This window comes from Pseudomonas marginalis (assembly GCF_900105325.1).
In the GTDB taxonomy this organism is placed as follows: Bacteria; Pseudomonadota; Gammaproteobacteria; order Pseudomonadales; family Pseudomonadaceae; genus Aquipseudomonas; species Aquipseudomonas marginalis.
On sequence record NZ_FNSU01000003.1, the window covers coordinates 3,265,975 to 3,279,336 of the forward strand.

The 13,362-nt window shown below is 61.2% G+C and carries 9 protein-coding genes; 2 read left to right on the plus strand and 7 right to left on the minus strand.

Annotation, left to right across the window (positions count from 1 at the left end; translation table 11 throughout):
* The 4 genes from cyoB to hmpA all read right to left on the minus strand — a co-directional run bounded on the left by cyoB (position 1) and on the right by hmpA (position 5,643).
* The gene (cyoB, locus tag BLW22_RS24345) at positions 1–2,019 is read right to left on the minus strand and encodes a cytochrome o ubiquinol oxidase subunit I (RefSeq protein ID WP_065925995.1); all 2,019 of its coding nucleotides are present in this window, start codon (positions 2,017–2,019) and stop codon (positions 1–3) included.
* A gap of 3 nt (positions 2,020–2,022) precedes the next feature.
* Positions 2,023–2,964: a ubiquinol oxidase subunit II gene (gene cyoA, locus BLW22_RS24350; protein WP_027607622.1), complete on the minus strand. Its 942-nt coding sequence runs from the start codon at positions 2,962–2,964 to the stop codon at positions 2,023–2,025.
* A 792-nt stretch (positions 2,965–3,756) separates the two neighbouring features.
* The gene (locus BLW22_RS24360; protein ID WP_074847594.1) at positions 3,757–4,263 is read right to left on the minus strand and encodes a disulfide bond formation protein B; all 507 of its coding nucleotides are present in this window, start codon (positions 4,261–4,263) and stop codon (positions 3,757–3,759) included.
* Positions 4,264–4,461: 198 nt separating this feature from the next.
* Entirely contained in the window at positions 4,462–5,643 is a 1,182-nt protein-coding gene (hmpA, locus tag BLW22_RS24365) for an NO-inducible flavohemoprotein (RefSeq protein WP_065925993.1), read from the minus strand.
* 147 nt (positions 5,644–5,790) lie between these two features.
* On the opposite strand from hmpA, the gene norR reads away from it, so the two are divergent.
* Positions 5,791–7,335 carry a nitric oxide reductase transcriptional regulator NorR gene (gene norR / locus BLW22_RS24370; RefSeq protein ID WP_074847595.1) on the plus strand — a complete coding sequence of 515 codons (1,545 nt, stop codon included), beginning with the start codon at positions 5,791–5,793 and terminating at the stop codon, positions 7,333–7,335.
* Between the two features lie 66 nt (positions 7,336–7,401).
* Here norR and BLW22_RS24375 read toward each other — a convergent pair whose 3' ends face one another.
* Positions 7,402–8,313, minus strand: a complete 912-nt coding sequence (locus BLW22_RS24375) for a DMT family transporter (protein WP_065925991.1) — start codon at positions 8,311–8,313, stop codon at positions 7,402–7,404.
* A gap of 138 nt (positions 8,314–8,451) precedes the next feature.
* On the opposite strand from BLW22_RS24375, the gene BLW22_RS24380 reads away from it, so the two are divergent.
* Complete coding sequence (locus BLW22_RS24380) at positions 8,452–9,324, plus strand: helix-turn-helix domain-containing protein (protein ID WP_065947204.1); 873 nt, start codon at positions 8,452–8,454, stop codon at positions 9,322–9,324.
* Here the strand turns inward: BLW22_RS24380 and BLW22_RS24385 are convergent.
* Positions 9,321–11,822, minus strand: coding sequence for a LuxR C-terminal-related transcriptional regulator (locus tag BLW22_RS24385; protein ID WP_074847596.1), 2,502 nt, complete (start codon positions 11,820–11,822; stop codon positions 9,321–9,323). The genes BLW22_RS24380 and BLW22_RS24385 overlap by 4 nt on opposite strands.
* A 166-nt stretch (positions 11,823–11,988) precedes the next feature.
* A complete protein-coding gene (locus tag BLW22_RS24390; RefSeq protein ID WP_027607629.1) occupies positions 11,989–13,347 on the minus strand; it encodes a DUF1329 domain-containing protein in 1,359 nt (452 codons plus the stop codon).
* Positions 13,348–13,362: the final 15 nt, after the last annotated feature.

Genomic DNA, 13,362 nt, shown 5'->3' on the forward strand with positions numbered 1-13,362 from the left:
TTAAGCCTGTTCCAACGAGGTTTCTACACGGTTGGCCGGGATTTTCTTCTCGGCGACCAGGCGAGCGTGCTGCTCGGCTTCGATGCGCTCGATCGTTTCGACCGGCACCATGTAGCCTTGATCATCACGTGCTGCGTGGACAATGAAGTAGCCGATGGTGCCCACCAGGCTCACGATTGCCAGCCACCAGATGTGCCAGATCATCGCGAAACCGAACACGGTCAACAGCGCACCCATCACCACGCCAGTGGCGGTGTTGCTTGGCATGTGGATCGGTTCGTAGTGCTTAGGTTGCTGGTACGCAGTACCGTCTTCCTTGGCTTCGGTGAACGCATCGATGGTGTTCGCAGTCGGGATCACCGCGAAGTTGTAGAACGGTGGTGGCGACGAGGTCGACCATTCCAGGGTGTGGCCATTCCATGGGTCGCCGGATTCGCAAGCGTTCTGCTTACGGTCACGGATGCTCACGTACAGTTGGATCAACTGGCAGGCGATACCCACAGCGATCATGATTGCACCGAACATGGCGACGTACAGGTACGGCACCCACTCAGGGTTGGTAGTGGCGTTCAGACGACGGGTCATGCCCATGAAGCCCAGTGCATAGAGCGGCATGAACGCAACGAAGAAGCCCGAGATCCAGAACCAGAATGCAGCCTTGCCCCAACCTTCGTGCAGCTTGAAGCCGAACGCTTTCGGGAAGTAGAAGCTGAAACCAGCGATGTAGCCGAATACAGCACCACCGATGATCACGTTGTGGAAGTGAGCGATCACGAACAGGCTGTTGTGCAGTACGAAGTCAGCACCCGGGATGGCCAGCAGTACGCCGGTCATGCCGCCGATGGCGAAGGTCACCATGAAGCCCAGGGTCCACAGGACCTGGCTGGTGATACGCAGACGGCCGTGGTAGATGGTGAACAGCCAGTTGAATAGCTTCACCCCCGTCGGGATGGAAATCAGCATCGTCGCCAGGCCGAAGAAGGCGTTGACGCTGGCCCCCGAACCCATGGTGAAGAAGTGGTGCAGCCACACCATGAAGCCCAGCACGGAGATTGCGCCCGATGCGTAGACCATCGAGTGGTGACCGAACAGGCGCTTGCCGGTAAAGGTCGAGATCACTTCGGAGAAGATACCGAACGCTGGCAGGATCAGGATGTACACCTCAGGGTGACCCCATGCCCAGAACAGGTTCACGTACATCATTGGATTGCCACCAAGTTCATTGGTGAAAATGTGGAAATCCAGGTAACGGTCAAGCGACAGCAGCGCCATGGTAGCGGCCAGGATCGGGAACGAAGCCACGATCAGGACGTTGGCCCAGGTGCAGGTCCAGGTGAAGATCGGCATGTCCATCAGTTTCATGCCAGGGGCGCGCATTTTCAGGACGGTGGCCAGGAAGTTGACCCCCGTCAGCGTCGTCCCGAGTCCTGATAACTGTAGCGCCCAGATGTAGTAGTCCACACCCACGCCAGGGCTGTACTGGATGCCCGACAATGGCGGATACGCAACCCAACCGGTCTTGGCGAATTCGCCGACACCCAGGGACACGTTGATCAGCACCACGCCGGAAACCAGCAGCCAGAAGCTCAGGGAGTTCAGGAACGGGTAGGCAACGTCACGCGCACCGATCTGCAGCGGCACTGCAAGGTTCATCAGGCCGGTGAAGAAAGGCATCGCCATGAAGATGATCATGATCACACCGTGGGCGGTGAAGATCTGGTCATAGTGTTCAGGCGGCAGGTAGCCAGGCGAACCTTCGGTGGCCATGGCCAACTGGGTACGCATCATGATGGCGTCGGCAAAACCACGCAGCAGCATGACCATGGCAACGATGATGTACATCACGCCGATTTTCTTGTGGTCGACCGACGTCAGCCACTCGGTCCACAGGTAGGTCCACTTCTTGAAATAAGTGATTGCTGCAAACAGTGCCAGACCACCCAGCGCGATCATGGCGATGGTAATCATCACAATCGGCTCGTGGAACGGGACCGCATCCCAACTTAATTTACCAAACATCGTTTACTCCTCTGCCCCAGCAGTTGAATGCGAGCCCGTGTCAGAACCTTCAACCGCGGCCACTTCTTTCTTCTCGTGCTTGACCGGCTTGCCTGGCTTCATACCTTCGTACTTGTCGACGATTTTCTGAAACAGGTTCGGCTCATACGCGGAGTACAGGGCGACAGGGTTGTTCTGGCTTGGTTTGGTCAGGGCGTCGTATTCAGCTTGATCAAGCTGTTTAGGTGCGGCCTTGACTTCGGCTACCCAGGCGTTGAAATCTTCCTGGCTCGTCGAGATCGCTTTGAATTTCATGCCGGTGAAGCCAGCGCCGCTGTAGTTCGCGGAGATGCCTTCCATTTCAGCTTTTTCGTTGGCGATCAGGTGCAGTCGGGTCTGCATGCCTGCCATCGCGTAGATCTGACCGCCCAGGGCAGGGATGAAGAACGAGTTCATCACGGCGTCGGAGGTGATCCGGAAGTTAAGCGGGGTGTTCTCAGGGAAGCGAATCTGGTTAACCGTGGCGATACCCAAGTCCGGGTAGATGAACAGCCACTTCCAGTCCAGCGCGACCACTTCGATGTTGATCGGCTTGACGTCGGACTCCAGCGGACGGTATGGGTCCAGCTCGTGGGTCGACTTATAGGTGATGTAACCCAGGGCGATGATGATGAGGATCGGGACCAGCCACACCGCGATTTCGATCTTGGTGGAGTGCGACCACTTAGGCGCGTAGGTCGCGCTGGTGTTCGACGCGCGGTATTTCCAGGCGAAGGCAAAGGTCATGATGATCACAGGCACCACGACCAACAGCATCAGCAGGGTGGCAGTGATGATCAGGTTTCGTTGATCCAGACCGATCTGTCCTTTTGGGTCCATCAAGGTCCACTTGCAGCCTCCCAGCATTAACATCATGCCAAGCAGCGGCAAAAAGCCTAGTAATCGGGGGTACCTGTTTTTACTCATCTCACGACCTCTAAAGCAGCTTGCGCAATGCAGTTGGGTTTTGATCGCCAACACTTCACCCTGCCAAGGGTTGGCATTTCTCTTCGATTGAATAAGAGCCTGCCCGTCACGTCATATAGGTACGCTTCACGAGCCTGCGGTGAGTTCTTATTCGATTTCGTGGTTAAAGGCCTTGTTACAGACCAATTCCCTTTGGTGCGGATAGTTGAAAGGCTGCCGGAACCTTGGGGTCGCACAGAGCCGTCCATCTGCCCCTCGACCGCTCCAGTGCTCAAAGATTGAGCAGCACCGGACATTCAGTGCGGGCGATTGTAGTTAGCTAGCGATGTATAAACCATGTCTTATAAAGAAATAATTTTTATCGATTACAGCAATAATCCTTCACCAATATTGCAATGGTTCGCGATCTTATCGCGTTCGATTCTCAACAAAAACCACAAAAATTGCCGTGTTATAGGGCAAACCGTCACAGCCCTTACACCCCGTAAGGCCCTACGAAACCTATGCAACCCCCCATAAAACAAGGCATTCGGACATCACTCAAAGCCTTGTACGACGTGAGGTACGTGGCGGCGTCCAAACCACGAACTGACAGCACATCCTGGAGGCTTTTTGCAAATTTAAGCGCTGGTTTGGCGGGTCAGAAACGTCCTGCGGCGGCTTCCGTGTGACAACATGTCGCACATTGCGCGCACCCAAAATTGTCCGGCGTCACGCTCTGTTCACAAAAGCCTACATGCAAAAACGCCCCGGCCTTCCTTGAAGAAAGACCGGGGCGTTTCACTGATGGGTTCAGCCTTTGTGGCGGCGATTGCGATAGATGCCCAGGGGCACCAGGATGACCGTCAGCACGAACGCCACCAGTGCCCATTGCGCCAGGGACAGGCCGAGCACCGGCGGGTAAGGGGTGCTGCAGAAGCCGTCGACCTGGAAGCCCAGTGGGAAGACCTTGGCCAGGGGCAGGTCGTCGACGATAGGTTGCAGTACATCGACGCCGCAGCTCACCTGCGGGAAGAACTGGGTGTACACATGGTGACCGGCCGCGGCCACCCCACCGAGAGCGCTGACTACCACCAGGCCTTCGAACAGCGTGAGGGCGCCCTTGGTGCGCATGGCGGCACCGATGAACGCGAAGATCGCAATCAACAGCAAGGCATAGCGTTGCAGGATGCACAACGGGCACGGCGCCTCGCCCAAAACCACCTGCATGTACAACGCCCCACCGATCAGCGCCAGGCAGATGATGCCCAGCAACACCAGAAAGCGCCGCTCCCTGCCTAAACGCAATTCGTCACTCATCCCCGTATCCCTTTGTTTGGTTGTGCCAATGGCCGCAAGTTTACACACAGAGAGTGGTTTAAACAGAGAGGGGTTAACAGGGGATTAATTGGGGGATAGCGACAGGCTGCAAGCTGCAAGCCTCAAGTAAAAAGCGGGCTTCGATGCGGCCTTTACTTGAAGCTTGCGGCTTAAAGCTTCCTACTCCCCCAACGGCGGTTACTCCAACGCGGCAGCCGGGCCGAAGAATTCGTAGCGGCTTTGTTTCTCGGGTACGCCCAGGGCCTTGAGGTGGCGCTTGATCGCCGCCATGAAACCTTTGGGGCCGAGGAAGTACGCGTCCAGGTCACGCTGCTTCGGCAACCATGCGGCCAGTTGCTCCTGGCTCAGCAGGCCGACCTTATCCGCCGCAGGGCTCACGCCGTCGTCCTCGGCATAGCAATAAAAGCGCTTGAGCTGCGGGTGCTTGGCCGCCAGTGCATCCACCCAATCGCGGAACGCATGCACCCCGCCATTACGCGCGCAGTGGATAAAGTGCACCGGACGCTCAGTGGCCAGCGCAGCCTCCAGCATCGGCAAGGTCGGGGTGATCCCTACCCCGCCGCTGATCAGCACCAACGGCTTATCGCTGGCCGCCAGGGTGAACTCGCCCGATGGTGGAAACAGGTCAATCGTCGCACCGACCTGCAACTGGTCATGCAGGTAGTTGGAAACCCGCCCACCGGCCTCGCGCTTGACGCTGATGCGGTACTGACCTGCATCACTCAGCGCCGACAGTGAATAATTGCGGCGCACTTCCTCACCGTCGAGCACCAGCTTCATGCCGATGTATTGGCCCGGCGCGGCAGCGAGGATCGCCCCGTTGTCCGCCGGCGCGAAATAGAAGGAAGTGATCTCGGCGCTCTCCTCCACACGCTTGACCAGGGTAAACGCCCGCGCACCGCGCCAGCCGCCGGGGGCCTGGGCTTTCTCTGTATAGATAGCGGCCTCGGCACCGATCAGGATATCCGCCAGTTGGCCGTACGCGGCGCCCCAGGCATTCATCACCTCAGGGGTGGCGATCTCACTGCCCAGCACCTCGGAAATCGCCCGCAGCAGGCAAGCGCCCACGATCGGGTAATGCTCCGGCAGGATCTGCAAGGCGACGTGCTTGTTGATGATCTTCGCCACGAGGTCGCCCAGTTGGTCGAGCTGGTCGATATGCCGCGCGTACATCAATACGCCATTGGCCAGGGCCCGGGGCTGGTCACCGCTGGCCTGGTGGGCCTGGTTGAACAGCGGGCGAACCTCAGGGTACTCGGAGAGCATCATGCGGTAGAAATGGGTGATCAGCGCTTCGCCGCCGCTTTCCAGCAGGGGCACGGTGGATTTGACGATGGCACGGTCTTGGGCACTAAGCATGGGAGCCTCCTGGGCTTCTTTACTGATTGCCCTTAGCTACTCAGTATTCATGCCAACTAATAAATCATTTAATTTCAATAGCTTGAGCGATATGTAGTCAGTATGACCTCCTACACCTTATAGTCATACGGACCACAAGGAGTCATTATGACTGCACACTCACTGCTCACCACCCTGCTGCCGCTGGTCGCCGACCTGTCGCGGGAACTGCCCGAAGGCGAACGCTATCGACGCCTGCTGCAAGCCATGCGCGCCCTGTTGCCGTGTGATGCGGCCGCCCTGCTGCGCCTGGACGGCGAATCGCTGGTGCCGCTGGCGGTGGATGGCTTGAGCGCAGACACCCTGGGCCGCCGCTTCAAGGTCAGCGAACATCCGCGCTTCGCCGTGCTGCTCAGCAGCCCTGGGCCCACACGCTTTGACAGTGACAGCGAACTGCCCGATCCCTACGACGGCCTGGTCGATGGCGTGCACGGCCACCTGGAAGTCCACGACTGCATGGGCTGCCCGCTGTTTGTCGACGATCTGCCCTGGGGCCTGTTGACCCTGGACGCGCTGGACACCGAACGCTTCGAACGCGTGGAACTGGACGCGCTGCAAGCCTTCGCCAGCCTCGCTGCCGCAACGGTGAATGTTGCCGAACGCATCGAACGCCTGGCCCTGCGGGCCGAAGACGAACACCAGCGGGCCGAAATCTACCGCCAGGCCAGCGGCCAGCAGCACAAGGAAATGATCGGCCAGAGTAAAACCCACAAGCGCCTGGTGGAGGAAATCAAGCTGGTGGGTGGCAGCGACCTCACGGTACTGATCACCGGCGAAACCGGGGTGGGCAAGGAACTGGTGGCCCAGGCCATTCACGCGGCGTCGTCCCGCGCGGACAAACCACTGATCAGCCTCAACTGCGCGGCCCTGCCGGAAACCCTGGTGGAAAGCGAGTTGTTCGGCCATGTGCGTGGCGCCTTCACCGGCGCGCTGAATGAACGGCGCGGCAAGTTCGAGCTGGCCAATGGCGGCACGCTGTTTCTGGACGAAGTGGGCGAGTTGTCCCTGAGCGTGCAGGCCAAGCTGCTGCGGGTGCTGCAAAGCGGCCAGTTGCAGCGCCTGGGCTCGGACAAGGAACACCAGGTGGATGTGCGCTTGATCGCCGCCACCAACCGCGACCTCGCCGATGAAGTGCGCAACGGCCGCTACCGCGCCGACTTCTACCATCGCCTGAGCGTGTACCCGCTGCAAGTGCCGGCCCTGCGCGAGCGCGGGCGTGATGTGTTGCTGCTGGCCGGCTTCTTCCTCGAGCAGAACCGCTCACGCATGGGCCTGGGCAGCCTGCGCCTGACCAGCGATGCCCAGGCGGCGCTGCTGGCCTATAACTGGCCGGGCAATGTGCGGGAGCTGGAACATTTGATCGGGCGCAGTGCGTTGAAGGCACTGGGTAACTGTCGCGAACGCCCGAAGATTCTGAGCCTGAGTGCCCAGGACCTGGATTTGCCCGACGTCAGCACGCCGGTGATCGAAGCACCGGCAGAAACCGCCCTGGCCGTCACCGGTGACCTGCGCCAGGCCACCGAGCACTACCAGCGCCAAGTCATCAACGCCTGCCTGGAACGCCACCAGCACAACTGGGCCAGCGCCGCCCGCGAACTGGGCCTGGACCGCGCCAACCTCGGCCGGATGGCCAAGCGTTTAGGGCTCAAATAAACCAGACAACTCGGTCAAATGTGAGAAATGCAGGAAATGTGGGAGGGGGGCTTGCCTCCTCCCACACTAGACCTGCTTTGCCTGGAGGATCGGATTCACCGGCTGAGCCACCTTGGGCTTACGAAACACCAACACATTCCCCAGCATCACCAGTACCAACCCCGCCAACGCCGGCGCGGTCCACTGGTAGCCTTCGGCAAACGCCGACACATTCAGCGCCACCACCGGGAACAGCACCGTGCAATACGCCGCACGCTCCGGCCCCATGCGCCCGACCAAGGTCAGGTACGCAGTAAACCCGATCACCGAACCCGGAATCACCAGGTACCACAACGCACCGATGTACCGTGCGCTCCAGTCCATCTCAAACGGAATACCGCGCACCACGCAGTAGGTCGCCAGCATCAACGAACCATACAACATGCCCCAGGCATTCGTGGTCAGCGGCCTCAGACCGGCCTTCTGCTGCAGGCTCGAGAGCATATTGCCCGCCGAGAAACACATCGTCCCCAGCAACGCCAACCCCAACCCCAGCAAGGTCTGCGGGCTGGCGGTATGCCCCACCAGTTCCGGCCAGAACAGCAGGCCCAAGCCCGCCAGCCCGAGGCCGCCTCCCATCAACACAGTGCGTGCCACCCGCTGGCCGAAAAACACCCGGGCGTTCAGCGCATTCCACAGCGTGGCCGTGGAAAACACCACCGCCACCAGGCCGCTGGGGATCCATTGGCTGGCGGTGAGAAAGCACATGAAGTTGACACAGAACAGGCACAACCCCTGGGCCAGGCAGATAAGGTGCCCACGCCGATTCATCACCTGCAACTTGCGACTGACCAGCAGCAACGCAAACAACACCAGGGCCGCCAGGCCGAAGCGGTAGACGATGGACACGGGAATCGCCACCACGCCCAATTGCCATTTGAGGGCGATCCAGGTGGTGCCCCAGATCAGCACGGTGAGTAGATACAGGGAAAGGTTCATAGCGGGCTCCATCGATTGAGCCACAGTGTCGCCTTCAACCCGGGCAAGGCTCTTGCACAATCTTGCGCTTTTGTCGGGCGATGGGATCACAGCGCCAGCCTCGCGGAGTAGGATGCAAGGCGTCGGAGAACACACACCATGCCAGACCTGGAATCCCTGCAAGTCTTCCAAGCCCTTAACCGCTCGCCCAACGCACGCCTGGAAGCCTGCGCCGAGCTCGGTGACGGCTTGTCCGCGGCCTTGTGGAGCAACCATCATGATTCCCAGGACTACCAGGCGCCCAGCCATCACACCTTGTCCTGCTATGTCGGTGGCGGCACCGGCACGTTTCGGCGTGACCGGCCGGGCACCAAGGGCGGCCCCGACAAGCTGTGCATCCTGCCTGCCGAGCACCAATCGGCCTGGGTGATCAACGGTGAGATCCGCCTGGCCCACGTGTATTTCAGCCCGGAGCAATTTGCCCTGGGCTGCGTCACCCTGCTTGACCGCGAACCGCGCACGCTGGAGCTGCGGGAAAGTACCTTTCTGGAAGACCAGCGCCTGGCCCAACGCTTCCACCAACTGATCGCCCTCAACTGGCACGAGCCCGCCGAACGCCTGCTTACCAGCAGCCTCGCCCATGAAATGCTCAGCCACACCCTGCTCAGCCAGGTGGGCGCCCGCGAAGGCCTGCGGTTGAAAGGCGGGCTGGCCGCCTACCAACGACGGTTGCTGGTGGACTACATCGACCAGCACTTGGAGGAGCCCATCAGCCTTGGGCAACTGGCTGGGTTGTGTGCGTTGTCGGAGTACCATTTCGCACGGATGTTTCGCCAAAGCTTCGGACTGCCGCCCCATCAGTACCTGCTGGCGCGCCGGCTGACACGCGCGCAAAACCTGCTGCGTGGCGGCGCCCTGCCGTTGGGCGAGATTGCCCTGCTGTGCGGTTTTTCCAGCGCCAGCCACTTTACCCATCGCTTCCGCCAGGCCATGGGCGCCACGCCCGGCGAATACCGTCAGGCGTTCATCTAAACCATCAGGCCCAAGGTCTTGGCCTTGGCCACCGCCTGGGTACGCCGCTCTACGCCGAGCTTGCTGTGAATGCGCCGCGCGTGGGTCTTGACGGTGTGCAGGGAGATAAACAGCCGGTCGGCGATCTCCAGGTTGGAACTGCCGAGGGCGATCAGTTGCAGCACTTCCAGTTCGCGCTGGCTCAAGGGGTTTTCCACCGTGCCGGGGGTTGATGCCTGAGGTTCCAGGCCCAGCTCACTCAGCAGTCCCGGCGCGCGCAGACGCAGTTCGCGAATCGCTTGCTGCACCTGGCAACGCCCGGCCAACTCCAGGCCGGCTTGCAGCGAGCGGCGCGCCAAGGCCTGATCACCCAGCTGCCAGGCGACTTCGCCCAGCACCAGGTGCAGTTCGATTTCCAGGCACAGCATGCCGCGCTGATGGATGGCTTGCAGCAAGGCGTTGAGCCGTTCCAGCGGTTGCTCGGCGCAGCCCAGCTTCACCTCCGCCAGCACCAACAGGTATTCAAGACGCGGGATCAGTTCCAGGGTGGCCGGCGGCGCCTGCTTGCCCTGGGGCCCACGGAAGTGACGCAGCACGCGACGCACCGCTTCCACGGTCAATTCGGCGCGCCCCTGCTGCAACCAGAAGTGCCCGCTGACCAACAGCAGCACCGCGCGGTACACCGTGTCCGGCACCTGGCGTTGCTGCATCAGCCGCTCGGCCTCACGCAACTGGACAAAGGCCTGGGCGTAATCGCCACGGTTGGCAGCCAACAGCGCCAGGCCGAGAAAGCCGTAGAGCACGCGCTTGTCCTGGCTGTGCAGGCACATCTTCAAGCCCGTGTCGAAACACTCGGCGGCCAGGCTGTCCTGGCCCTGGCGCAAGGCCAGGTGCCCGCGTCGCAAGGCGATACGCCCCACCAAGGGGCCGGCCTTGAGCCGCTGTTCAAGTAACATGGCCTGTACATTTTCCAGCAGGCTCTGGGCCCGGTACGGTGCCCCGCGCTGTTCCAGCAGTTGAGCGTGATCCAGCTCTAGCAGCGCCTCCAGCAGCAACGAACCATGGGCGCGCGCCAGGCACAGCGCTTCGCGGTTCAGGCTTTGGGCCACGTCCAATTCGCCGCGCAACAAGGCTTGCTGGGTCAGGCCAGACAGGCACATCAGCCGCGAGGTCCACGCGCTGTCGGGCAAGGCTTGCAGCGCCTCCAGAAAATGCAGGCGCGAGCCCTCGGCATCGCCGCCCAGGTGCAGCAGCCAGCCCCATTGCGCCTGCCAGCGCGCCAACAAATACCGCTGTTGCGCCGCCGTCGGTTGCGGGGCAAACCGGGCCAGTTGATCGATGCACACCGCTGCCTGCTCGAAACGCCCGGCAAACAGCAACGCCGCCGTCACCAGCCCCACCAGTTGTGCCGAGCCGAGCATCAACTCATCGCCATGTTGCTCATGCAGGTGCAACAGCAAGACGGCGTTCTGCTGGCGGAACAGGTCCTCGAAACTGAAATGCTGCAACAGGCTCACCGCCATTTCATATTCTTCGGCCAGCAGCGCCTGTTCGAAGGCGGCCTGCCAGTCCTGTTCGGCGCAGAACCATTGGCAGGCGCGGCGATGCCAGGAGCGTTTGGCCGGCCAGGGCTCGTTTTGCATCAGCTGCGCCAGGGGCGGAAAAACCTGCAGCCAGTCGGTGTCTTCCCACGGCTGGATAAAGGCGCCGAGCACCTGCAGATCCCTCAGGTACTGGTCACCGTCCCCCGCGCCGAACAAGTGCTCGCACAAGCCGGCGTTGAAGCGCGGCAGATGAGCCAGTACGCGCCAGGCCTCCGCCAGCTCCGGCGGCAGTGTGCTGAACAGTTCGTGTCGCAGGTAGTCGAGCAAGGTCTTGTCGGGGTGCCCATCCCCCAGCAGGGCGATGCGCACGCCCGCACACCAACCGGCGCTGAACTGCTGCACGCTGTCGACCGAATGCCCGGGTGCATGGCTGAGCAGTTGCTGGATTTCCCCAGGGCTGAAGGCCAGTTCGGCGCCACATTCGAGCAACTCATCGTCGAGCAGCAGGCGCGGCCAGTTGCACGTCGGTCGCCGCCGCGCGCCCAGCCACCAGGTCAGGGCCGGGCTGCTGGCGGTGAGCAGGCGGTCGAGCAAGGCGTCGGTGTCGGGCGTGGGCAAGCGGCAAAAATCATCGAGGAACAGCCACGCCGAGGCCTGCCAGCGGCTGAGGTCGAGCAGCAAGGTGATTTCATCGGTAAACGTCAGGCCCAGGTTTTGCGCCAGCCGCAGGCACAGGTCGAGGGGGCTGAGCACCGCGCCATTGAGCGGCAACCAGTACACCTGGCAACCCGCAGGCGCCTGCAACGCACATTCGGCGAGCAGCGCGCTCTTGCCACTGCCGCCGGGGGCGCAGAGTAATTTGACCCTGGCCTGGTCCGTCAGCAACGGCTCGGCCAGGCGTGGGCGCAGCAGATGGTGAGCGGACAGCCGGGGCATGAATCCAGGACGGTCCAGGCAGCGTGTCATGGCAGTCATTGCTGCATCCTGCTTTTTTATTGTTATGCAACCTGGTGCTTACCCTAGTCCTGTGGCGGGTGGTTGTTGAAGAAGTATTCAGCACAATGATTGAAGGCCATGCACAAAACCCAATGTGGGAAAGGGCAAGCCTCCTCCCACATTTTGACTCCGCTTCGATCCGGGATCAGCGTACGCCTTCAGCCCTCAACGCCGCCGGGGTGTAGTCCGCTGCCTTGGCCGCAAAGCCGAACACGAAGCTGCTCTTCTCCTCGTTCTTCATGCCCAGTGCGATGTAGCGCCCGGCAATGATGTCGTACAGGGTCTCGACGGTGTAGGCCGGCACCTGGTGGTCGTAGTAGAACTGCGCATGGCCTTCGGCGACGCGCCACAGTTGGCCACGACCGTCGTAGTGATCCACCAGCGCGACTTGCCAGCTGTCTTCGTCGATGTACATGTGGCGCTTGGCGTAGATGTGCCGCTCGCTCGGCTTGACCGTGCCGACCACTTCCCACACGCGGTGCAGTTCGTAACGGGTCAGGTCCTGGTTGATGTGACCGGCCTTGATGATGTCGTCGTATTTGAGCGACGGCGAATCGAGCTTGTAGCTGTTGTAGGGGATGTACATCTCTTTCTTGCCCACCAGCTTCCAGTCATAGCGGTCAGGGGCGCCGGAGAACATGTCGAAATTGTCGGTGGTGCGCAGGCCGTCGGACGCGGTGCCCGGGCCGTCATAGGACACTTGCGGCGCGCGGCGCACGCGGCGCTGGCCGGCGTTGTAGATCCAGGCCAGGCGCGGCTCCTTCACCTGGTCGAGGGTCTCGTGCACCAGCAGCACGTTACCCGCCAGGCGTGCCGGGGCGGTCACCGATTGCTTGAAATAGCTCAGCACGTTGGCCGCCTTGGCCTGGTCGATATCGGGAATCGCCTGGGGCACCGCCACTTCCTCCTCGAAGCGGATCGGCGTGTAGCTGCCATTGGTCTGCGGGGTAGCCTGGGTGATGATGCGGCGCAGGTTGCCACCGTGGTAGCGGGTGATGTGGTTCCACAGCACTTCCACGCCATTCTTGGGAATCGGGAACGCGTAGTAACGGTTACCGGTGAAGTTTTCCAGGCCGTTGCCGTCGTTGATCGTCTTGACGTTCAGCGCGCTGCGCTTGATCGACTCGTAGATGTCCGGTGGCAGGTTGACCGTACGGTGGCTCGGGTACACCGGGATCTTGTAGGTCTCGGGGTAGCGCTTGAACATCGCCACCTGGCCGTCGGAGAGTTTGTCCTTGTACTTGTCCACCGTGGCGGCGGTGATCACGAACAGCGGTTTTTCATTGGCGAACGGATCGGCGAGGAAGCCCTTGCTGTCCACCGCGCCGGCGTTTTTCGGGATACCGCCGGTCCACGCCGGGATCGAGCCATCGGCGTTGCCGGCTTTTTCGGCGCCGACCGGTGTCAGGGTGGTGCCCAGCTTGGCCGCCTCTTCCGGCGACACCGCCGCCATCACGTGGGAAGCCAACAGGCTGAGGGCCAATACTGCAATTGTCTTACGCATGGATTCTTGTCCTTC